This window comes from Nitrospirillum viridazoti CBAmc (assembly GCF_000730165.1).
Lineage (GTDB): Bacteria > Pseudomonadota > Alphaproteobacteria > Azospirillales > Azospirillaceae > Nitrospirillum > Nitrospirillum viridazoti.
Genome location: NZ_CP022111.1, coordinates 1,295,257 through 1,315,903, shown reverse-complemented (window position 1 = coordinate 1,315,903; position 20,647 = coordinate 1,295,257). Strand labels below are relative to the sequence as shown.

Sequence of the window (20,647 nt, the reverse complement as noted above, 5' to 3'; positions counted from 1 at the left end):
ATGGCCATGGACCGGGCCGCCGAAGGGCGGGGCATCGACTGGGAAGACATCCACCGCCGCCTGGCCGGCTGGGCGGCGGCGCTGGAGCGCGGCTGGGTCCCGGATGAGGAGACGACGCGCCGCATCCTGCACCGGCGCGGGCTGGAACTGGCCAAGCCCCCCGTACTGGAGGATGACGGCGACATCCTGGAATACATGGAATTCACGGTGGGGCAGGAGCGTTATGGCTTCGAGACGGCGGCGGTGACGGAGGTGCTGGCCCTCAACAGGCTGACGACCGTGCCCAAGGCGCCGTCCTTCATCGCCGGCCTGACCACCGTGCGCGGCCAGGTGCTGCCGCTGGTCCACCTGGGCCGTCTGCTGGATCTGGGCGCGGTTCCATCCTCTGAGCTGCGCCGCGTGGTTGTCCTGGGCCAGGCGCAGGCGCCCGGCCAAAGCGGGGGCGCCCTGGGCCTGCTGGTGACATCCATCGTCGGCGTCTCCCGCATGCCCCGCGCCAAGGTGCAGGCGCCGCCCAGCGTCGTCACCGGGCGCCAGCGCCATTACCTCGTCGGCGTCGTGCCGCCCCATCTCGCCCTGCTGGATGCCCAGCGCCTGCTGGCCGATCCGGATCTCACCGTCGAAGGCAGGTCCGTCGCCCGGTCGGGCTAAGCCGCTGCCATCGTCCCTCCCTCCTCGAAACAGTCCACCGTTCACGCACAGCCCCTCGGGAGCGCCGGTCATGAAGTACTCTGTCGGAATGAAAATCTGGATCTGCTTGTGCAGCGTCCTGTTCATTCTTCTCGTGGTGGCTGCCACGTCGTACGGCAACATCCGCCAGCTGACGGAAACCACCACGCTGCGCTCCCATTCCTATGAGGTCCAGGCGCGGCTGCTGAGCCTGCTGACCGCGCTGCAGGATATGGAGACGGGCCAGCGCGGCTATCTCATCACGGGTGAGGACCGGTACCTGGAACCCTACCGGCAGGGCCAGAACACCATGGAGCAGGCGCTGCAGACGGTGGCGACCCTGACCTTGGACAACCCGGTGCAGCAGCAGAACCTGGAACGCCTGCGCGTCCCCATCAAGGACAAGGCGGCGGAACTGAAGGAAACCATCGACCTGCGCCGCCTGCAGGGATTTGAGCCGGCGAAGGCCGTGGTGCTGAGCGACCGGGGCAAGCAGTCGATGGACGACATCCGCCGCATCGTCGCCACCATGCAGGCGGGCGAGGGCGAGCTGCTGCGCGCGCGGGAGGCGGCGGCGGCGGCCAGCGCTGAAAGCACCGTGCTGGTCATCGGCGTCGGCACCCTGGTGGCGGCTGTCTTCGTCGTGGTGGCCGGCCTGTTCCTGGGCCGCAACATCGCGACCCCCCTGCGCACCATCACCACCACGGCGGAGCGCATCGGCGCTGGCGACCTGACGGTGGCGGGCGCCATCGAGGTCAGTGACCGGGCGGACGAGGTGGGCAGCCTGGGCCGCACCTTCCATGCGATGGCCGGCACCCTGCGCCAGCTGATGCGCGACCTGCGCGACGGCACCAATGTGCTGGGCACGGCGTCCAGCCAGATCGTCACCATCACCGCCCAGGTGGCGGCCAGCGCCGCCGAGACGGCGACCGCCTTGGCCCAGACCAGCGCCACGATGGAGGAGGTGAAGAAGACCTCCCAGGTGTCCAGCGAGAAGGCGCTGTACGTCTCGCAGACGGCGCAGAACACCGCCCAGGTCTCCCAGAACGGCAAGCAGGCGGTGGAACAGTCCATCGAGGGCATCACCAGGGTGCGCGAGCAGATCATGGCCATCGCCGAGGCGGTCATGCAGCTGAGCGAGCAGAGTCAGGCCATCGGCGAGATCGTGGCCACGGTGAACGACCTGGCCGAGCAGTCCAACCTGCTGGCCGTCAACGCCGCCATCGAGGCGGCGCGGGCTGGCGAGCAGGGCAAGGGCTTCGTCGTGGTGGCGCAGGAGGTGCGCAGCCTGGCCGAACAGTCCAAGCAGGCCACCACCCAGGTGCGCTCCATCCTGGGCGACATCCAGAAGGCGACGGCCACGGCCGTGCTGGCCGCCGAACAGGGCAGCAAGGCGGTGGACGTCGGCGTGAAGCAGTCGGTGGCGGCGGGCGAGGCCATCGATCGCCTGGCCCAGAGCATCGCCGTGGCGACCCAGGCCGCCACCCAGATCGCCGCGTCCAACCAGCAGCAGCAGGTGGGCATCGACCAGGTGGCGCTGGCCATGGAGAACATCAAGCAGGCCAGCATGCAGAACATGAACGCCACCAAACAGGCCGAGACCGCCGCCCAGAACCTGAACGAACTGGGGCACAAGCTGAAGACCGTCACCGGCCAGTACCAGGCCTGAGGACCGGCCCATGAGCCAGTCGGACGATCAGCTCCTGAAAAGGCTGCTGGCCATGTTCGAGGTGGAGGCGGAGGAGCACCTCTCCGCCATCGCCGCCGGGCTGTTGGCCTTGGAGCAGTCGCCCCCGCGTGAGCGCGCGCAGGAGCTGGTGGAGACCACCTTCCGCGAGGTGCACACCCTGAAGGGCGCCGCCCGCGCGGTGAACCTGGGCGCGGTGGTGGCCGTGTGCCATGCCATGGAAAGCGTCTTCGCCGCCTTGAAGGGGGGCAGGCTGGCGTTGACCCCCGGCGGCATGGACCTGCTGCACCAAGGCTACGCCCGGGTGCGCGGCCTGCTGGACGGCAGCGTGGTGGCCGGCCCCGACCAGGACGCCCTGGTCTCGGCCTTGGAAGCCTATGCCGAGGGGCGGGAGCCGGTGGCCAGGGCCGCCGTGCCGCCCGAGCCTGCCGCCCGGACGGAGCCGCCGGCCCCGCCCCCGGCGGAAGAGGGGTCGCCGGCCAATACCCCCTCGGCCGATACCCCCGCGGACGCGCCGCGCGTCGGCAGCCGGCCCACCCTGCGTATCGCCACCTCCAAGGTCGACACGCTGCTGCGCCATGCCGAGGAGCTGGTGTCCGCCCGCCTGGCGGCCGGCCGGCAGGTGGCCGACCTGGGCGGGCTGGCATCGGAGGTGGCGGAGCGCGTGCGCTCGCACGAGCGCGCCCGCCGCCGGCTGGAGGAGGCGGAGGACAGCCCCGCCGCCCGCCTGCTGAAGCAGCAGGGCGACACCCTGCGCTGGCTGTCCGGCCGCATCGCCCAGCTGGCCAATGCCGGCCGCCAGGATCTGCGCATCCTGGGCAAGATGCTGGACAGCCTGCTGGATGAAGCCAAGCAGGTGCTGATGGTGCCGGTGTCCGCCCTGCTGGACCCCATGGCCCCCCTGGTGCGCGACCTTGCCCGCGCCGAGGGGAAGGAGGTGGAGCTGATCATCCGGGGCGGGGACCTGGAGATCGACCGCCGCATCCAGGAAGAGATGAAGGACGCGCTGCTGCATCTGGTGCGCAACGCCATCGCCCACGGCATCGAGCCGCCGGAGGCGCGCGAGGCCAAGGGCAAGGCCCCGCGTGGGACGCTGGCCATCACCGTCGCCCAGACGGAGGCGGGCCGGGCGGAAATCGCCATCGCCGACGACGGCGGCGGCTTCGACGTGACGCGCCTGCGCCACGCGGCGGCGGAACAGGGCCTGATGTCGGCGGAGGCCGCGGCGGCCCTGGATGACGATGAGGCCCGCGCGCTGGCCTTCCGGTCCGGCCTGTCGACCAGCGGCCTGCTGACCGACGTGTCCGGCCGGGGCCTGGGCCTGCCCATCGTGCAGGAGAAGGTGGAAAGGCTCGGTGGCGGCCTGGCGGTGGAATCCACCGTGGGCCTGGGCACCGTCTTCCGTATCCGCCTGCCGGTGACGCTGGCCAGCTTCCGCGGGGTGTTGGTGGAGGTGGAGGGCGCCTGCTTCATCCTGCCCACCGGCGGGGTGGAACGGGTGGCACGCGTGGCCCTGGGCGCCATCGCCACGGTGGAGAACCGGGAGACCGTGGTGCTGGACGGCCGCACCCTGGGCCTGGTGCGGCTGGCCGACGTGCTGGGCCTGGCGCCCACCCGCGGCAACCAGGCGCCGCCCAGCCACTATACCGTGGCGGTGCTGAGCCGGGGCGGCCAGGCCACCGCCTTCATCGTCGACCGCGTGCGCGATGAGCAGGAAGTGCTGATGAAAAGCCTGGGCCCGCAGCTGGCCCGGGCGCCCTACGTCACCGGCGCCAGCGTGCTGGCCACGGGCGAGGTGGCGCTGATCCTGAACATCCCCGATCTGCTGGCGGGGGCGGCCCAGGCGCCCGCGACCGCACGACCGATGGTGGCCGTCTCGCGAAAAAAGTCCATATTGATTGCAGAAGACAGCATCACTGCACGTACGCTGTTCAAGAACCTGCTGGAGGCGGCGGGCTACCAGGTGCGCACCGCGGTGGACGGGGTGGATGCCTGGGGCGCCCTGACCGGCGGGGAGGAGTTCGATCTTCTGGTGTCGGATGTGGAAATGCCGCGCATGGGCGGCTTCGAGTTGACCACCAAGGTGCGCGGCACCCCCAAGCTGGCCGAGCTGCCCGTGGTGCTGATCACCTCGCTGGGCTCACGCGAGGACAAGGAACGGGGAATTGATGCCGGTGCCAACGCCTACCTGGTCAAGGACAGCTTCGACCAGGGCAACCTGCTGCAAATCGTCAGTCATTTGGTCTAAGGAAAGCCTCTAATGATCCGGGTCGTTGTCGCTGAAGACTCACCCACGCTGCGTGAATATCTGGTTTCCATCCTGTCGGGAGAACCCGACATCGAGGTGGTGGCCATCGCTGTCGACGGTGTGCAGGCGGTGGAGGCGGTGGCCCGCCATCGCCCCGACGTGGTGACGATGGACATCCACATGCCGCGCCTGGGCGGCCTGGCCGCCACCCGCCGCATCATGGAAGAGACGCCCTGCCCCATCGTGGTGGTCAGCAGCACCATGAGCGACCATGTGGCGGCGACCTTCCGCGCCCTGGACGCCGGCGCCGTGGCCTTCGTCCACCGCCCGGTGGGCGTGGGCCATCCCCGCCAGGCCATAGAGGCGGCGGAGCTGGCGCAGACGGTGCGCCTGATGGCCGAGGTCAAGGTGGTGCGGCGCTGGGCCAACCCGTCCAAGCTGCCCCGCGAACCCGTGGCCCGCCCCATGCCGGAAGCCACCCTGCAAGGCGGCACGCGCCCGGCTGTCGTCGCCATTGGCGCGTCCACCGGGGGCCCCGTGGCCCTGCAGGCCATCCTGGCCGGCCTGCCGGCGGATTTTCCCATCCCGCTGCTGGCGGTGCAGCACATCTCCCCCGGGTTCGTGGGCGGTTTCGCCGACTGGCTGGCCAGCGGGTCCGCCCTGCCGGTGCAGGTGGCCAAGGCGGGCGACGTGCCCCGCCCTGGGCATTTCTACCTGGCACCCGACAACGCCCATATGGGCTTGGGGGCCGACGGGACCATCAAGCTGGATCATGGCGCGCCGGAGAATAGCGCCCGGCCGGCGGTGTCGCACTTTTTCCGCTCGGTCACGCGGGTGCACGGGGCGCGCGCCGTGGGCGTGCTGCTGTCCGGCATGGGCGTGGACGGCGCCATGGAACTGCGTGAGATGCGCGACGCGGGCGCGGTCACCTTCGCGCAGGACAAGGAAAGCAGCATCGTCCATGGCATGCCCGGGGCAGCCATCGCCCTGGGCGGCGCCACCGCCGTGCTGAAGCCGGGTGACATCGCCGCCCGGCTGCTCACGCTGGCGCGGAAGGCGGAGGAAAAGTAGCCATGGCCCAGAGCAAGGACGCGAAAACCATCCTAGTGGTCGATGATGAGCCCCAGGTGCTGGCGGCCATGGAAGATCTGCTCGAGGATGACTTTCGCGTCCTGCTGCAGACCTCGCCCAAGGCGGCGCTGAAGCTGCTGGAACATGAGTCCGACCTGTCGGCCATCATTTCCGACCAGCGCATGCCGGGCCTGAGCGGCCATGAATTCCTGGGCATCGCCAGCCGCCTGTCGGACGCGCCGCGCATCCTGTTCACCGGATATTCCGACCTGGACGCCGTGGTGGCGGCGGTGAACAAGGGCCAGATCTTCGGCTACATCACCAAGCCCTGGGATCCGAGGGAACTGCGGCGGGTGGTGGACAAGGCGGTGGAGCATTGCGAGCTGCACCGCGCCCTGCTGGAGGAGCAGCGGCTGCTGCATCACCTGATGGACAGCATGCCGGACGCCATCTTCTTCAAGGACCGGCTCCACCGCTTTCAGCGCGTCAACCGGGCCGCCGCCCGTGAGCTGGGCGTGGAAAGCCCCGTGACCTGCCTGGGCAAGCGGGTGGGCGATTTCCTGGACCCGGTTCGGGCCGAGGCCGTCGAGGCGCAAGAGCGCATGGTGCTGCAGACCGGCAAGCCGGTGGTGGACTTAGTGGGCCGGCTGGGGGAGCGCTGGGTGTCGGCCACCGTGGCGCCGGTGGTGGATGAACAGGGCCAAGGTACCGGCCTGGTGGGCATCGCCCGTGACGTCACCGACCGCCTGCGGCTGGAGGAGCGTATCGCCCGCCTGACCCGCGCCCAGGCGGTGCTCAGCGGCATCAACGGCTTGATCGTGCGCGTGCACGACCAGCACCAGCTGTTCGCCGACGCCTGCCGCATCGCCACCGGCCAGGGCCAGTTTCACCAGGCGTGGATCGGCCTGGTCGAGGAGGGGCGGGTGGTTCCCGTGGCGGCCGACGGCGTGAGCTTGGCGGCGCTGCCGCCGATGCAGGTGGATTTGGCGCCGGGAAGGACGGTCCACCCTCTGGACACCATCGTTGCCTCCGCCTTGCAGGATCAGGTGCCGATGGCGGCGGTGGAGTGTATCGAGGGGATGACCACCCTGGTGCTGCCCCTGGTGGTGGATCGGGCCTCCGTGGGCGTCATGGTCCTGTCGGCCATGGAGACCGACCGCTTCGACGCGCAGGAGGTGGCCCTGCTGCGCGAGATGGCGGGCAACATCTCCTTCGCGCTGGACCACCTGCACAAGGCCCTGCGCCTGGATTACCTGGCGCTGTACGACGGGCTGACCGGCCTGGCGAACCGCAGCCTGTTCGCTGACCGCCTGGCGCAGCACGTGGCGCGGGCGCGGGCCAAGCGGCGGCTGATGGCCTTGGTCCTGGTCGATGTCGAGCGGTTCCGCAGCATCAACGACAGCCTGGGCCTGGACATCGGGGATGAGGTGCTGCGCGAGGTGGCCCGCCGCCTGTCCGTCGCGGCCCCCCTCACCGACACAGTGGGCCGCGTCGGCGCCGACTGCTTCGGCATGCTGGTGCCGGAGGTGAAGGGCGCGGGCGACGTCGCGCATCTGGTGCGGGAGAGGATCCTTCCCTGCTTCGACACCGTGATCCAGGCGGGCGGCGAGCAGCTGCGCCTGTCCGCCCGCGTGGGCGCGGCCTTGTTTCCGGACGATGCCGAGGATGGGGAAACGCTGTTTGCCCATGCGGAGATTGCGCTCAAGAAGGCCAAGGACACGCGTGAGCGCCTGCTGTTCTACGCCACGGGCATGAACAAGCGCCTGGCCCAGGCCCTGCGGCGCGAAACCCAGCTGCGCACCGCGCTGGAAAACCGGCAATATGTGCTGCACTACCAACCCAAGATCGACCTGCGCGACGGCCGCGTCACCGGCCTTGAGGCGCTGATCCGCTGGAACGAGCCTGGGAGCGGCGTCGTGGGCCCGGCCGAGTTCATCCCCCTGGTGGAGGAGCTGGGCCTGATCCACGACATGGGCGACTGGGTCATGAGCCAGGCGGTGACGGACTTCCAATGCTGGCGGGCCCAGGGGCTGAAGCCGCCGCGCATCGCCGTCAACGTTTCCGCCCTGCAGCTGGCGCGCGATGACTTCGTGGACGGGATGAGGGCCCGCCTGGACCGGGACGAGGCGGCGCGCGCCTGCCTGGATCTGGAGATCACGGAAAGCGTGCTGATGCGTGACATCCAGGCCTGCATCCCCAAGATCGCGGCCCTGCGCGAGATGGGCGTGCAGGTCTATATCGACGATTTCGGCACGGGCTATTCCTCGCTGGCCTATATCGCCCGCCTGCCGCTGACGGCGCTGAAGATCGACCGGGCCTTCGTTTCCAGCATCGACGCCACATCGGAAGACACCACCATCGTGTCCACCATCATCCAGCTGGCCCACAGCCTGGGCCTGAAGGTGGTGGCGGAGGGGGTGGAGACGGCGGACCAGGCCAAGCTGTTGCGCCTGCTGCGCTGTGACGAGATGCAGGGCTTCCTCATCAGCCGCCCGGTGCCGGCCCTGGAGATCGAGGCGCTGCTGGCGGCCCCGAAGCTTATTTGAGGCGTTCACCGCTGGCCGCGCGGAAGGCGCCCGGGGCCTGGCCCGTCCATTTGCGGAAGGCGCGGTGGAAGGCGCTGGTCTCGGCGAAGCCCAGCCGCGCCGCCAGCTCCGGGATGGGTTCCGTCCCCGCCGCCAGCGATGCCTCGGCCGCGCGGCGGCGCAAATCGTCCTTGATGGCCTGGAAGGGTCGCCCCTCCTGCCGCAGGCTGCGGCGCAGGGTGGCGGGGGAACAGCGCAAGCTGCGGGCCACGGCGTCGAAGTCGGGCCACGCGGCGGGCGGCTGGCGGCTCAGCATCTGGGCCACGCGCCGGGCGTAGCTGTCCGGGTTGCGGTAGCGTACCAGGAAATTCTCCGGTGCGCGGTTCAGGAAGGTGACGGCCGTGCGCGCGTCCTGCGCCACCGGCAGGGCCAGCAGGGCGGCGTCGAACCACAGGCGGGCGGCATCCTGGCCGAAGCGCAGGGTGGAGCTGTAGAGCACCCTGTACTCCTCCGCATGCGGCGGGGCGGGGTGGGCGACGTCGGCGGCGGCTATGGGGATGCGCCGGCGCACCAGCCAGCAGGCCAGACCGTGCAGGTAGGTCATCAACGTTTCCTGCGCGAACAGTGCCGGTGGCGGCCCGGGCGGCGTGGCGCGGATTTCCAGGCAGGCCAGGCGGCCCTGGCGGCGGACGCCCACCCGCATACCGTCGAACACGCTGTTATAGCCACGGCAGGCCAAGTCCAAGGCCCGGCCCAGGTCGCGGCCGCCCAGGGCCAGCAGGCAGATGACGGAGAAGGTGCCGATCTTCATGCGCCGCGTGTCCAGGCCGAAGAACTCGTCATCCGTCACCTGGGCCAGCAGGCGCAGCAGCGTGCCGTAGGTCGTCACCGGTACGCGGGCGCCGGCGGGCACGTCCTCCAGCCCGGCCTTGCGCCGCAGGGGGGCGGCGTCCAGGCCCCGCGCGGTGGCGCAGGCCAGCGCCGCCTCCACGAAATAGGGCGCGACGCTGTTCTTGTCCTGGAGGATCCTATCCACGCGACGACATCCCGACAGATTGACAAAAACGATCACCGGATTTGATCCGGTTGGTCATTTCAGATTGGATCGATCATGTCTACTGTGGCCGCAACTGGCAAGCCGGCCCAAAAGCACCGGCCAAAAGCGAGGAGGAAACGCACCCCATGCTGATCACCGAGGAACAGGCCATGGTGCGCGACATGGCGCGCGCCTTCGCCCGTGAACGGCTGGCGCCCGGGGCGGCGGAACGCGACCGCACCAGCGCCTTCCCGGCCGATGAGCTCAAGGCCATGGGTGAGCTGGGCCTGATGGGCATGCTGGTGCCTGAGGAATGGGGCGGGGCCGGTACTGACATCCTGTCCTACGTCCTGGCGATCGAGGAGATCGCGGCCGGCGATGGCGCCATCTCCACCATCATGAGCGTGCACAACTCCGTCGGCTGCGCGCCCATCCTGAAATTCGGCACCCCGGCGCAGAAGGAACGCTACCTGCGCGCCATGGCGTCGGGCCAGATGCTGGGCGCCTTCTGCCTGACGGAACCGCAGGCGGGCTCCGACGCGTCCGCGCTCAAGACCCGCGCCGTGCGGGATGGCGACCATTGGGTCATCAACGGCGCCAAGCAGTTCATCACCAACGGCCAAAACGCCGGCGTGGCCCTGGTCTTCGCCGTCACCGATCCGGCCGCCGGCAAGAAGGGCATCTCCGCCTTCCTGGTGCCCACCGATACCCCCGGCTATACCGTCGCGCGGCTGGAGCACAAGCTGGGCCAGCGCTGCAGCGACACCGCACAGATCGTGTTCGATAACGTCCGGGTGCCGCATGAGGCTATGCTGGGTGAGCCCGGCCAGGGCTATCGCATCGCGCTCGCCAATCTGGAGGGCGGGCGCATCGGCATCGCCGCCCAGTCCGTGGGCATGGCCCAGGCGGCGTTCAATGCTGCCCGTGACTATGCGCGCGAGCGCACCAGCATGGGTGTGGCCATCATCGAGCATCAGGCCGTGGCCTTCCGCCTGGCGGACATGGCCACCCGCATCGAGGCGGCGCGCCAGCTGATGCTGCATGCCGCCAGCCTGCGCCAGGCGGGCCAGCCCTGCCTGAAGGAGGCCTCCATGGCCAAGCTGTTCGCCTCGGAAATGGCGGAGCGTGTCTGCTCCGACGCCATCCAGACCTTCGGCGGCTATGGCTATGTCGATGATTTCCCGGTGGAACGCATCTATCGCGATGTGCGCGTCTGCCAGATTTACGAGGGCACCAGCGACATCCAGAAGCTGGTGATTTCCCGCAACCTCTGAGGGACTTGAGCGATGAAAGTGCTGGTCGCGGTCAAGCGGGTCGTTGACTACAACGTGAAGGTTCGCGTGAAGGCGGACGGCATGGGTGTGGAGACGGCCAACGTCAAGATGTCGATGAACCCGTTCGACGAGATCGCGGTTGAGGAGGCTGTGCGCCTGAAAGAGGCGGGCAAGGCCACCGAGATCGTGGTGGTGAGCGTGGGCCCGACGCAGGCGCAAGAGACGCTGCGCACGGCTTTGGCCATGGGCGCCGATCGCGCCATCCTGGTGCAGACGGATGTGGAGACGCAGTCGCTGGGCGTGGCCAAGGCGCTGAAGGCGCTGGCGGAAAAGGAACAGCCCGGCCTGGTGATCCTGGGCAAGCAGGCCATCGACGACGACGCCAACCAGACCGGCCAGATGCTGGCGGCCCTGCTGGGCTGGGCCCAGGGCACCTTCGCCAGCAAGGTGGTGCCGGCTGAAGGTACCATTGCTGTCACTCGCGAGATCGACGGCGGGCTGGAGACGGTGGAGCTGAAGCTGCCGGCGGTGGTGACCACCGACCTGCGCCTGAACGAGCCGCGCTACGCCTCGCTGCCCAACATCATGAAGGCCAAGAAGAAGCCCTTGGAGACGGTGGACGCCGCCAGCTTGGGCGTAGACCTGACGCCGCGCCTGAAGACGCTGAAGGTGGCGGAGCCGCCGAAGCGGGCCGGGGGTGTGAAGGTGGGCTCCGTCCAGGAGCTGGTGGCCAAGCTGAAGACCGAAGCGCGGGTGATCTGACCATGACGACTCTTGTTATCGCTGAGCCCTCGGTGGAGGGTGTGAAGGTCCCGACGCTGACCACCCTGGGTGCCGCATCCAAACTGGGCGGCGATGTGCATGTGCTGGTGCTTGGATACAGTGACGGGGGGCAGGGCGTGGGTGCCGTGGCCGAGGCAACGGCCAAGGTCGCCGGTGTCGCCAAGGTGCTGACGGCGGACGCCGCCGAGCTGGCGCACGGCCTGGCGGAGAACGTGGCCCCGCTGGTGGTGGGCCTGGTCAAGAGCGGCGGCTACAGCCACGTGCTGGCCCCCAGCACCACCTTCGGCAAGAACGTGGCGCCGCGCGTCGCGGCCCTGCTGGACGTGGCGCAGATCAGCGACATCACCGGCGTGGAAAGCCCCGACACCTTCACCCGGCCCATCTACGCCGGCAACGCCATCGCCACCGTGCAGTCGTCGGACCCGGTGAAGGTGGCGACGGTGCGCGGCACGGCGTTCGAGGCGGTGGCCGCCACGGGCGGCAGCGCAGCCGTCGAGGCCGCCGCTGGCGCTGCTGATGCCGGCCTGTCCAAGTTCGTGAGCCAGGAGGTATCGAAGTCCGAGCGGCCGGAGCTGACGTCGGCCCGGGTGATCGTCTCGGGCGGCCGGGGCATGCAGTCGGGCGACAACTTCCCCCTGCTGGAGGCCCTGGCCGACAAGCTGGGGGCGGCCGTGGGCGCATCCCGCGCGGCGGTGGACGCCGGCTTCGTGCCCAACGACTACCAGGTCGGGCAGACAGGCAAGATCGTGGCGCCGGAGCTGTACATCGCTGTCGGCATCTCGGGCGCCATCCAGCACCTGGCCGGCATGAAGGACAGCAAGGTCATCGTCGCCATCAACAAGGACGAAGAGGCGCCGATCTTCCAGATCGCCGACTACGGCCTGGTCGCCGACCTGTTCAAGGCCGTGCCGGAACTGACCGCCGAGGTCTGAGCCTTTTCAAGGAATAACACCGTGAACTGGCCGGGCGCTCGCAAGGGCGTCCGGCCAAATTTTTATTCCGCAGCGTGGTGCAACACCTGCACGGCCGACAGGTCTACGCTCTGATGGGCGCGGGCCAGGTTGTGCGTGGTCTGCAGGTTCAGCCAGAACTGCGCCGTGGTGCCCAGCGCCTTGGCCAGGCGCAGGGCGGTATCGGCCGTCATTTCCGTCTGTTCGCTCGCCACCCGTTCGATCCGTGTGCGGGGCACGCCGCAGGCCTTGGCGATCTTGCCCGCTGTCAGGCCCAGGGGCTCCATGAACTCCTCCCGTAGGACTTCGCCGGGATGGACGGGGCGCATGGCGATCAGGGCATCGATGGTCACAGGTGCCTCCGTTCAATGATAATCGACGATTTCAACATCATGGGCATCTTGGCCGTCCCAGCGGAAACACACGCGCCATTGATCGTTGATGCGGATGGAATGCTGGCCTTCACGGTCTCCCGACAGCTTTTCCAAGCGATTGCCGGGCGGAACGCGCAGATCGTCCACGGTGGTCGCCGCGTGAAGGATCGCCAATTTCCGCTGCGCCGCGCGCACCAAGTCCGCAGGAAAACCTTTCGTCAACGTGCCCGTGAGCACCGCCTCACTGATCTTGCCCTTGGTGCTTTTAATCATCGCAACCAGTCATTCATTGAGATTATTCACGTATCATGAAACGATACACATAACAAGTGGAACTGTGTCATGTTATGATACGCTATGCCCCGCCGCTCTCAGCAGGGACAGGGTGCGGTCCCGGTTCTCCGCCTTGATCATGAGATGGTCGGTGTTGAAGGTGGAGGTGACGAAGACGCCGATGCCATCCTCCGACAACGGGCGGATGACGGACAGCAGGATGCCCGCCTGGTCGAAGGCGAAGGGGCCGATGAACTTCAGGCACACCCAGTCGCGGTCGGCCTTCACGTCTTGCGGCACCCGCTCTTCCCGGCAGATCAGCGATAGTTCCTCATCATCCCGGGCCAGGGCGGTGAAGCCGTCGCCCTCCCACCAGCTGGGGACAGGGGTGTCGGGTGGGAACTGGACGATGGCATAGCGGCCGTCCAGGTGCCGCAGGGTGATGCCCATGGGGTGCTTTCCATAGAATGACGCCGTGGCGCCGATGACGGCGCCATCTTACCGGAAAGTTCCCCTATTGGCGCATGGTGGGGATCGCGACGGCCAAGATCCGGCCGCCGCGATCCCCTGGTGCTTATTCCGCCGTGTCAACCGGGGTGGCGGAGACCACCACCGGCGCCTCTGCCAGCAGGTCGCCCACCGCCGCGCGGAAGGCCGTGTAGTGCGGGCTGGTGCGGTGGGCCTCGACGGCCGCCTCGTCGGCATAGATCTCGAACACGTGGAAGCGGACCGTGGCGTCGGTGCCACGGAACAGGTCGTAGCGGCGGGCGCCCAGCTCGGTCCGCGAATGGCCGGTCAGTTCGCGCATCAGCGCTTCGACCTTGTCCACGGCCTCGGGCTTAGGCGTCACGGTGGCGATCAATGCAATAGTCATTAAGAATTCTCCTTAAGCTTCGACGGCGTAGCGTTGCAGCCAGTGGGCGTAGGGGGCGGGCAGCACCCAGGCCGGGCGCTCCACGCCCAGCTTCAGGGCGGCGGCATAGGGCCAATGCGGGTTGGCCAGATGGTTGCGGCCGATCAGCACCTGGTCCAGCTGCTCCTCTCGCACCACGCGGTCGGCCACCTCGGGGTTGGCGAAGCCCCAGGCGGAGGAGACGGGGATGCCGGCCTCCTTGCGCACGCGGGCGGCGACCGGTGCCAGGAAGGCGGGCCCCCACGGCACGTTGCCCTTGGGCGTGGAGAAGCCGACGCTGACGCTCAGCAGGTCCAGCCCTTCCTGGCGGAAGCGGCGGGTCAGGGCGATGGACTCGGCCAGCGTCTCCTCGTCCCGGCCGTCATACTCGATGACGCCGAAGCGGGCGGTCAGGGGCAGGGGCTCCGGCCACACCTGGCGCACGGCGGCCAGCGTCTCCACCAGGAAACGGCCCCGGTTCTCCGCACTGCCGCCATACTGGTCGGTGCGCTGATTGGCGTCGCGATTGAAGAAGCTCTGGGCCAGATAGCCGTGGGCGAAGTGCAGTTCCAGCCATTCGAAGCCGGCGTCGCGGGCACGCTTGGCGGCGGCCACGAAGTCCTCGCGCACCCGGGCGATGTCGTCCAGGGTCATGGCCTTCGGCACCTTGGGCAGGGTGCCGCCGAAGGCGACGGCCGACGGGGCGATGGTGTCCCAGGCACGCGGATCGCCCTCGGCGATGTGGTCGTCGCCCTCCCAGGGGCGGTTGGCGCTGGCCTTGCGGCCCGCATGGCCGATCTGGATGCCGGGCACGGACCCGGCCGCCTTGATGGCGCGGACGATGGGCACGAAGGCCTGGGCCTGGGCGTCGTTCCACAGGCCGGTGCAGGCCGGGGTGATGCGGCCTTCCGGCGCCACGGCGGTGGCCTCCACCACCACCAGGCCGGCGCCGCCCCGGGCCAGGCCGGCGTAATGGCTGAGGTGCCAGTCGTTGGGCAGGCCGTCGGTGGCGCTGTACTGGCACATCGGCGGCACGGCGATGCGGTTGCGCAACACGACGTCTTTGATCTTCAGCGGATCGAACAAGGTGGGCATGCGAAACTCCGGATGAAATGGAAAGGTATGGGATTGGACGTGGGGGGTCAGCGGCGGAGCGCCGCCAGCAACAACTCCGCCGTCTTTTCGGACGAGGCCGGGTTCTGGCCGGTGATCAGCAGGCCGTCCTGGACGGCATGGGGCTGCCAGTCGCCGGTGCGGGAATAGAGCCCGCCGTTGGCTTTCAGCACATCCTCCACCAGGAAGGGGACGACCTGGGTCAGGCCCACGGCCTCTTCCTCGCTGTTGGTGAAGCCGGTGACCCGCCTGCCCTTCACCAGGGGCGTGCCGTCCGTTGCCTTCACGTCGCGCAGCACGCCGGGGGCGTGGCAGACCAGGGCGACCGGCTTGCCCGCCGCTAGGGTGCTCTCGATCAGGCGGATGGAATGGGCGTCGTTGGCCAAATCCCAAAGGGGGCCATGGCCGCCGGGATAGAACACGGCATCGTAGCCCTCATGCCCGACCTCGGCCAGCACGCGGGTATGGGCAAGGGCCTGGCCGGCCTCGGCGTCCGCCTCGAAGCGGCGGGTGGTGTCGGTCTGGAAGGCCGGGTCGGCGCTCTTGGGGTCCAGCGGCGGCTGGCCGCCCTGGGGCGAGGCCAGCGTGACCGTCGCGCCAGCGTCCTTGAAGGCGTAGTAGGGCGCGGCGAGTTCTTCCAGCCAGAAGCCGGTCTTGGCACCGGTGTCGCCCAGCTGGTCGTGAGAGGTCAGCACCATCAGGATGTTCATGATCTGCGCTTCCTTTAGGTTCAATGGGCCTGAATAGACCGGTCGTCTAGTTGTTTGGTCACGAAAACGCCGTCCTGATCAGCGGCGAAAGGCGCGCCGTCAGGCCGGTGGTTACGGATGGGGGCTACAGGGAGTGTCCAGGTGCAGCATGATGCGGGTGGCGCGCATGGCGGCCTCCAGCGGGGCGGGGCTGCGGGAAATCTTGGCCATCAGGCTGGCGCCCAGCCAGGTCTGGTACAGGGTTTCCGCCGTGGGGCAGGCGTATCCTGCGACCTTCAGCGAGCCGTCGGCCATGCCGTCCTCCAGCGCCTGGCCCAGGCGCTTGATGATGGCCTTGGTGCCGCGATCCAGCACGGCGCGCATCGCTTCCGACAGGTCGGCAACCTCGGCCCCCAGCTTCACCGCCAGGCACTTGCCCTCGGCGTCGCAGTCGCCCTGGGTGTCGATCCAATTTTGCCAGTAGGCCAGCATGCGATCGACCACCGGCCGGCCCGGGGCCGACAGCTGCCGGTCCAGGTCAGCCAGATAGGTCTCGAAATAGCTCTCCAGCAGGGCCGTGCCGAAGGCGTCCTTGGACTCGAAGTAGTGGTAGAACGATCCCTTGGGCACATTGGCGGCGCCCAGGATCTCGTTCAGCCCAACCGCAGCGAACCCCTTGCCGCCGATGATGCGCTGGGCGGTGTCGAGGATGTGCTGGCGCACGTCGATGCTGTGGGGCTTGGCGATCATGGGCGCGATATAAACACGATTAGACCAGTCGTCTAGTGACATCGATCACGCCCATGCAATTTTTCTCACCCCACCTCCACCACGATCTTGCCTACAGCCTGGCGGGCGCCCAGGGCGGTCAGGCCTTCGGGGGCGCGGTCGAAGGGCAAGCGCAGGCCGATGTGGGGGCGGATGGTGCCGTCGGCCAGCCAGCCCATGATCTCCCGCAGGTAGGTCTGGTTCAGGGCCGGGTCGCGGCGGGTGAATTCGCCGTAGAACACGCCCAGCACGGCGGCGTCCTTCAGCAGGGTCAGGTTCAGGGGCAGCTTGGGGATGCCGGCGGTGAAGCCCACCACCAGGTAGCGGCCGCGCCAGCCCAGGGCGCGGAAGGCGGGCTCGGCATAGGCGCCGCCCATGGGGTCGTAGATCACGTCGGCCTCGCCCTTGGAGGACACGGCCTGGCAGGCGGCGCGGATGTCGGCGGTCAGGGCCTTCGCGGCGGCCGGGTCGTCCAGGCGGGCGGGATAGACCACCACGGCGTCGGCGCCGTTGTCCTTGGCGATGGCGGCTTTCTCCGGCGAGGATGCGGCCGCGATGACGGTGGCGCCCATCGCCTTGCCCAATTGCACCGCCGCCAGGCCCACGCCGCCGGCCGCCCCCAGCACCACCAGCGTCTCCCCCGCCGCCAGCTTGGCGCGGTCGCGCAGGGCGTAGTGGCTGGTGCCATAGGTCAGGCGCAGGGCGGCGCCGGCGGCGTCATCCACGCCCTCCGGCAGGGGCAGGCAGTCCGATGCCGGTATGGCCAGCTGTTCCGACAGGCCGCCATGCGGCACCACACCGATGACGCGGTCGCCGGCCGCCAGGCCCTGGACGCCGTCGCCCACGGCTGTCACCCGGCCGGCGATCTCCAGCCCGGGGGCGAAAGGCCGGGGCGGGCGGGCCTGGTACAGGTCCTGGATGACCAGCAGGTCCGGGTAGTTCAGCGCCGTGGCGCTCACGGCGACCACCACTTGGCCGGGGCCCGCCACCGGCGGGGCCAGGTCCATATCCAGAACCAGGGTGTCCGGTCCACCCGTCTGATGGCTGCGCCAAGCCCGCATCGCTGTCCTCCCATGATCCTGTCGTTCATTGGGCACCAGAGTGGGGGAGGCGGCAGGGCCGGTCCATCATTCATATTGACCGGTCCCCGCACCCTTTCCAGGATCGCGGCCGTGCCGGGCGGCGCGCAGTGCGCTGGCGGGCCGGGTTTTCGAAAAAGGGAGTGTCCACGCATGATCGGCCGCCTGAACCATGTCGGCATCGCCACACCGTCGATCGAGGGCGCCATCGCCGTCTATCGCGACCTTTTGGGCGCCACGGTGATTCGCGAGCCCTTCGATCTGCCGGCCCAGGGGGTGCGCGTCTGCTTCATCGACACGCCCAACAGCCAGATCGAACTGATCGAACCCCTGGGTGAGGCCTCGCCCGTCCATGCCTTCCTGAAGAAGTTCCCCCAGGGCGGTCAGCACCATGTCTGCTTCGAGGTGCCAGACATCCATGCCGCCGCCGCCGACATGGCGGCCAAGGGCGCCACGGTGCTGGGCCAGCCCCGCATCGGCGCCCACGGCACGCCCGTCATCTTCGTACATCCCAAGAGCATGGGCGGCGTGCTGGTGGAACTCATGGAGACGCCGAAAGGCGATCACCACTGAAGAAACGTCGAGGCCGGTTCCTTATCCTCCGCTCAAAATCCCCTTGATGCGGTTGGCCAGGGCCTCCATGGAAAAGGGCTTGGTCTGCACATGCAGGCCCGGCGGCAGGCGTTCATTGCCGATGACGGCGTTCTCGGCATAGCCGGTGATGAACAGCACCTTCAGGCCCGGGCGCAGGGCCCGGGCGGCGTCGGCCAGCTCGCGCCCGTTCATGCCCTGGGGCAGGCCGATGTCGGTCACCAGCAGGTTGATGGCCGCGTCCGATTCCAGGATGCGCACAGCCTCGGGACCGTCCATCGCCTCCAGCGTGGTGTAGCCCAGCTCATCCAGCACCTCCGTCACCAGCAGGCGCACGGTGGGCTCGTCATCCACCACCAGCACGGTCTCGCCCCGCTTCGCGCGGGGTGCTGCCGGGGCGATGGCCAGCATTTCGGCCGCCCGCTCCTCGCCATCGTGGCGGGGCAGGTAGAGCGACACCGTGGTGCCGTGCCCGACCTCCGACCGGATGCGGACCTGGCCGCCCGACTGGCGGACGAAGCCGTAGATCATGGACAGGCCCAGGCCCGTGCCCTGGCCGATGGGCTTGGTGGTGAAGAAGGGGTCGAAGGCGCGGGCGATGACGTCGGGCGGCATGCCGACGCCGGTGTCGCTGACGCTCAGCAGGACGAACTGGCCGGCGGGTATGTCCTGGACATGGGCTGTTTCCTCATCGATCTCCCGGTTGCTGGCCTCGATGGTGATGTGGCCGCCCTGGGGCATGGCGTCGCGCGCGTTGATGCACAGGTTCAGCAGGGCGCTTTCCAGCTGGTTGGGATCGATAAGGGTGGTCCACAGGTCGGCTGGCGTGTCCACCACCAGGGCGACGGCCGGCCCCGCCGTGCGCCGCACCAGGTCCTCCATGTCGCGCACCAGGCGGCCGACGTCGGTGGGCCGGGGGTCCAGGGTCTGCTGGCGGGAGAAGGCCAGCAGCCGGTGGGTGAGGGAAGCCGCCCGGTCCACGGCGCCGCGCGCCGCGCTCATGTAGCGGTCCAGGGCCCCCAGCCGGCCCTGGCGGACGCGCTGGTCCAGCAATTCCAGGCTGCCGCTGATGGCGGTTAGCAGGTTGTTGAAGTCATGGGCCAGGCCGCCGGTCAGCTGGCCGACGGCCTCCATCTTCTGGGCCTGGCGCAGCTGCGCCTCCGCCAGGCGCAGGGCGTCGGCCTGCCGCTTCTCCGCCGTGATGTCGCGGCCGTAGCCGTAGACCACGTCCCCCTCGGCGAAGGAGTTCCAGGAGATCCAGCGGAAGCCGCCGTCCTTGTGGCGCAGGCGGTTCTCAAAGCCCAGCAGCTGGCCTTCGAGCAGCAGGCTTTCATGGGCGGCGGCCGTGGCGCGGGCGTCGTCCGGCCAGATGACCTCCAGGAAGCCGTGGCCGATGATGTCGTCGGGGTCGTGCCCCAGGATGGGCTTCCAGGCGGGGTTGGCGTCGCGGAACACGCCGTCCCGCCCCACCACCAGTAGCAGGTCGCGGGAAAAGCGCCAGACGCGGTCGCGCTCCGCCGTGCGCTCGGCCACCCGCTCCTCCAGCTCGGCGTTCAGGCGGGCCAGCTTCTCGGCGGTGACGCGCAAGGTCCGTTCCGCCCGCACCTTGGCCGTCGTCTCCACCACGATGGCGATGACTCCGGCGGGCTTGCCCGCCTCATCCAGGATGGGGGAGTAGTCCAGGTTCATCCACACCTGTTCCGGCCGGCCGGACCGGTGCAGGGTCAGTTCCTGGTCCTGATAGGCCAGCGTGCCGCCGGCCAAGCCAACCTTCATGACATGGTCGTTGAAGTCGGCGACCTCGTGCCAGCCTTCACGGACCTTGGAGCCCAACAGCATGGGGTGGCGCCCGCCGGCGAAGACGGAATAGGCATCGTTGTAGATCATGATGCCGTCCGGCCCCCACAGCGTGACGATGGGGACAGGGGAGCGCAGGATAAGCGCCACGGTGGTCCGCAGGCTTTGCGGCCACCGGTCCAGGGGGCCCAGGGGCGTGGCGGCCCAGTCATAGGCGGCGATCAGGTCCGCCAGCTCGCCGCCGCCGTTCAGGAACACCGGTACCGCTTCTTGCGTCATTTGCCGCCGCGTCCCGTTCACCCGCATTCCCCGCCATCATGCCAATTTCCTAAGACTGTTGTTATGTCACGGCCACGTTGAGGCCACATCGCCAACCAAAGTCCATGTCGCGGTACGATATACCTCCCCAAAAGACAGAGACCCGGGGCGGACGGTTCAACGCTGGTGATGCAGATCCATCATCTCCAGCGGCATCATGTTGGCTCTGAGGTTGGCCATGATCCACAGCGACCCCGCCACCACCAGGAAGACGATCAGCACGCCGAAGGCCAGCGCCAGCACGTTGTTGGTGTTGTCGGGGCCGGTGGTGATGTGCAGGAAGAACACCAGGTGCACGCCCATCTGCGCCACGGCCAGAACGGCCAGCCCGATGGGCACGCCCGGTTGCCACAGTACGTGCGTGCTGGCCGCCCAGAAGGAGGTGGCGGTCAGGATGATGGCCAGCGCCAGGCCGATGACATAGGCCTTGAGGCTGGACAGCAGTTCTTCCCGGCTGTCGCCCGGGGCCGTATCACCGCCATGGGTGTGTTCTTGTGTGGTGTCCGCCAT

20 protein-coding genes are annotated in these 20,647 nt (G+C 68.8%); 9 read left to right on the top strand and 11 right to left on the bottom strand.

Annotated features, from left to right (window positions below):
- The 5 genes from Y958_RS19030 to Y958_RS19010 all read left to right on the top strand — a co-directional run bounded on the left by Y958_RS19030 (position 1) and on the right by Y958_RS19010 (position 8,221).
- Positions 1-651 (top strand): chemotaxis protein CheW, encoded by a 651-nt coding sequence (locus tag Y958_RS19030; RefSeq protein ID WP_088873515.1) that lies wholly within the window; start codon positions 1-3, stop codon positions 649-651.
- Positions 652-721: 70 nt separating this feature from the next.
- Entirely contained in the window at positions 722-2,338 is a 1,617-nt protein-coding gene (locus Y958_RS19025; protein WP_186291346.1) for a methyl-accepting chemotaxis protein, read from the top strand.
- Between the two features lie 10 nt (positions 2,339-2,348).
- Positions 2,349-4,604 carry a hybrid sensor histidine kinase/response regulator gene (locus Y958_RS32835; protein ID WP_088873513.1) on the top strand — a complete coding sequence of 752 codons (2,256 nt, stop codon included), beginning with the start codon at positions 2,349-2,351 and terminating at the stop codon, positions 4,602-4,604.
- Positions 4,605-4,616: 12 nt separating this feature from the next.
- On the top strand, positions 4,617-5,675 hold the full coding sequence (cheB, locus tag Y958_RS19015; protein WP_088873512.1) for a chemotaxis-specific protein-glutamate methyltransferase CheB: 1,059 nt from the start codon (positions 4,617-4,619) through the stop codon (positions 5,673-5,675).
- Between the two features lie 2 nt (positions 5,676-5,677).
- Positions 5,678-8,221, top strand: a complete 2,544-nt coding sequence (locus tag Y958_RS19010; RefSeq protein WP_088873511.1) for an EAL domain-containing protein — start codon at positions 5,678-5,680, stop codon at positions 8,219-8,221.
- On the opposite strand, the gene Y958_RS19005 is transcribed toward Y958_RS19010, so the two are convergent.
- Entirely contained in the window at positions 8,214-9,236 is a 1,023-nt protein-coding gene (locus Y958_RS19005; protein ID WP_186291345.1) for an AraC family transcriptional regulator, read from the bottom strand. The genes Y958_RS19010 and Y958_RS19005 overlap by 8 nt on opposite strands.
- A 146-nt stretch (positions 9,237-9,382) precedes the next feature.
- Between Y958_RS19005 and Y958_RS19000 the strand changes: the two genes are divergently transcribed.
- The 3 genes from Y958_RS19000 to Y958_RS18990 are packed head-to-tail and all read left to right on the top strand — an operon-like array spanning position 9,383 to position 12,225.
- Entirely contained in the window at positions 9,383-10,510 is a 1,128-nt protein-coding gene (locus Y958_RS19000; RefSeq protein ID WP_088873509.1) for an acyl-CoA dehydrogenase, read from the top strand.
- Between the two features lie 12 nt (positions 10,511-10,522).
- A complete protein-coding gene (locus Y958_RS18995; protein WP_088873508.1) occupies positions 10,523-11,272 on the top strand; it encodes an electron transfer flavoprotein subunit beta/FixA family protein in 750 nt (249 codons plus the stop codon).
- 2 nt (positions 11,273-11,274) lie between these two features.
- Positions 11,275-12,225 carry an electron transfer flavoprotein subunit alpha/FixB family protein gene (locus tag Y958_RS18990; RefSeq protein ID WP_088873507.1) on the top strand — a complete coding sequence of 317 codons (951 nt, stop codon included), beginning with the start codon at positions 11,275-11,277 and terminating at the stop codon, positions 12,223-12,225.
- Between the two features lie 62 nt (positions 12,226-12,287).
- On the opposite strand, the gene Y958_RS18985 is transcribed toward Y958_RS18990, so the two are convergent.
- The 8 genes from Y958_RS18985 to Y958_RS18950 form a co-directional block, all read right to left on the bottom strand.
- Positions 12,288-12,596, bottom strand: coding sequence for a HigA family addiction module antitoxin (locus tag Y958_RS18985; protein ID WP_244909459.1), 309 nt, complete (start codon positions 12,594-12,596; stop codon positions 12,288-12,290).
- Positions 12,597-12,608: 12 nt separating this feature from the next.
- Positions 12,609-12,890: a type II toxin-antitoxin system RelE/ParE family toxin gene (locus Y958_RS18980; RefSeq protein WP_088873506.1), complete on the bottom strand. Its 282-nt coding sequence runs from the start codon at positions 12,888-12,890 to the stop codon at positions 12,609-12,611.
- 72 nt (positions 12,891-12,962) lie between these two features.
- Positions 12,963-13,340 carry an ACT domain-containing protein gene (locus Y958_RS18975; RefSeq protein WP_088873505.1) on the bottom strand — a complete coding sequence of 126 codons (378 nt, stop codon included), beginning with the start codon at positions 13,338-13,340 and terminating at the stop codon, positions 12,963-12,965.
- Between the two features lie 124 nt (positions 13,341-13,464).
- Complete coding sequence (locus Y958_RS18970) at positions 13,465-13,764, bottom strand: putative quinol monooxygenase (protein ID WP_088873504.1); 300 nt, start codon at positions 13,762-13,764, stop codon at positions 13,465-13,467.
- Positions 13,765-13,776: 12 nt separating this feature from the next.
- Complete coding sequence (locus Y958_RS18965) at positions 13,777-14,877, bottom strand: NADH:flavin oxidoreductase/NADH oxidase (RefSeq protein WP_088873503.1); 1,101 nt, start codon at positions 14,875-14,877, stop codon at positions 13,777-13,779.
- A 47-nt stretch (positions 14,878-14,924) separates the two neighbouring features.
- Entirely contained in the window at positions 14,925-15,605 is a 681-nt protein-coding gene (locus Y958_RS18960; RefSeq protein WP_088873502.1) for a type 1 glutamine amidotransferase domain-containing protein, read from the bottom strand.
- 111 nt (positions 15,606-15,716) lie between these two features.
- Positions 15,717-16,334: a TetR/AcrR family transcriptional regulator gene (locus tag Y958_RS18955; RefSeq protein WP_088873501.1), complete on the bottom strand. Its 618-nt coding sequence runs from the start codon at positions 16,332-16,334 to the stop codon at positions 15,717-15,719.
- A 65-nt stretch (positions 16,335-16,399) separates the two neighbouring features.
- Positions 16,400-17,413: an NADPH:quinone oxidoreductase family protein gene (locus Y958_RS18950; RefSeq protein ID WP_088873500.1), complete on the bottom strand. Its 1,014-nt coding sequence runs from the start codon at positions 17,411-17,413 to the stop codon at positions 16,400-16,402.
- 171 nt (positions 17,414-17,584) lie between these two features.
- Between Y958_RS18950 and mce the strand changes: the two genes are divergently transcribed.
- Entirely contained in the window at positions 17,585-18,004 is a 420-nt protein-coding gene (mce, locus tag Y958_RS18945) for a methylmalonyl-CoA epimerase (protein ID WP_088873499.1), read from the top strand.
- 21 nt (positions 18,005-18,025) lie between these two features.
- Here mce and Y958_RS18940 read toward each other — a convergent pair whose 3' ends face one another.
- Both Y958_RS18940 and cyoD read right to left on the bottom strand, forming a co-directional pair.
- Entirely contained in the window at positions 18,026-20,098 is a 2,073-nt protein-coding gene (locus tag Y958_RS18940; protein ID WP_088874089.1) for a hybrid sensor histidine kinase/response regulator, read from the bottom strand.
- A 156-nt stretch (positions 20,099-20,254) separates the two neighbouring features.
- Entirely contained in the window at positions 20,255-20,647 is a 393-nt protein-coding gene (gene cyoD, locus Y958_RS18935; RefSeq protein WP_088873498.1) for a cytochrome o ubiquinol oxidase subunit IV, read from the bottom strand.

What these genes read in the sequence shown, in the direction of transcription:
- Y958_RS19025 (WP_186291346.1), top strand. Translation starts at nt 722, where the DNA reads ATGAAGTACTCTGTCGGAATGAAAATCTGGATCTGCTTGTGCAGCGTC.
- Y958_RS18990 (WP_088873507.1), top strand. Translation starts at nt 11,275, where the DNA reads ATGACGACTCTTGTTATCGCTGAGCCCTCGGTGGAGGGTGTGAAGGTC.
- Y958_RS32835 (WP_088873513.1), top strand. Translation starts at nt 2,349, where the DNA reads ATGAGCCAGTCGGACGATCAGCTCCTGAAAAGGCTGCTGGCCATGTTC.
- Y958_RS18940 (WP_088874089.1), bottom strand. Translation starts at nt 20,098, where the DNA reads ATGACGCAAGAAGCGGTACCGGTGTTCCTGAACGGCGGCGGCGAGCTG.
- Y958_RS19010 (WP_088873511.1), top strand. Translation starts at nt 5,678, where the DNA reads ATGGCCCAGAGCAAGGACGCGAAAACCATCCTAGTGGTCGATGATGAG.
- Y958_RS18980 (WP_088873506.1), bottom strand. Translation starts at nt 12,890, where the DNA reads ATGATTAAAAGCACCAAGGGCAAGATCAGTGAGGCGGTGCTCACGGGC.
- Y958_RS18995 (WP_088873508.1), top strand. Translation starts at nt 10,523, where the DNA reads ATGAAAGTGCTGGTCGCGGTCAAGCGGGTCGTTGACTACAACGTGAAG.
- cyoD (WP_088873498.1), bottom strand. Translation starts at nt 20,647, where the DNA reads ATGGCGGACACCACACAAGAACACACCCATGGCGGTGATACGGCCCCG.
- Y958_RS19030 (WP_088873515.1), top strand. Translation starts at nt 1, where the DNA reads ATGGCCATGGACCGGGCCGCCGAAGGGCGGGGCATCGACTGGGAAGAC.
- Y958_RS18970 (WP_088873504.1), bottom strand. Translation starts at nt 13,764, where the DNA reads ATGACTATTGCATTGATCGCCACCGTGACGCCTAAGCCCGAGGCCGTG.
- Y958_RS18960 (WP_088873502.1), bottom strand. Translation starts at nt 15,605, where the DNA reads ATGAACATCCTGATGGTGCTGACCTCTCACGACCAGCTGGGCGACACC.
- cheB (WP_088873512.1), top strand. Translation starts at nt 4,617, where the DNA reads ATGATCCGGGTCGTTGTCGCTGAAGACTCACCCACGCTGCGTGAATAT.
- Y958_RS18975 (WP_088873505.1), bottom strand. Translation starts at nt 13,340, where the DNA reads ATGGGCATCACCCTGCGGCACCTGGACGGCCGCTATGCCATCGTCCAG.
- Y958_RS18965 (WP_088873503.1), bottom strand. Translation starts at nt 14,877, where the DNA reads ATGCCCACCTTGTTCGATCCGCTGAAGATCAAAGACGTCGTGTTGCGC.
- Y958_RS18950 (WP_088873500.1), bottom strand. Translation starts at nt 17,413, where the DNA reads ATGCGGGCTTGGCGCAGCCATCAGACGGGTGGACCGGACACCCTGGTT.
- Y958_RS18955 (WP_088873501.1), bottom strand. Translation starts at nt 16,334, where the DNA reads ATGATCGCCAAGCCCCACAGCATCGACGTGCGCCAGCACATCCTCGAC.
- Y958_RS19000 (WP_088873509.1), top strand. Translation starts at nt 9,383, where the DNA reads ATGCTGATCACCGAGGAACAGGCCATGGTGCGCGACATGGCGCGCGCC.
- mce (WP_088873499.1), top strand. Translation starts at nt 17,585, where the DNA reads ATGATCGGCCGCCTGAACCATGTCGGCATCGCCACACCGTCGATCGAG.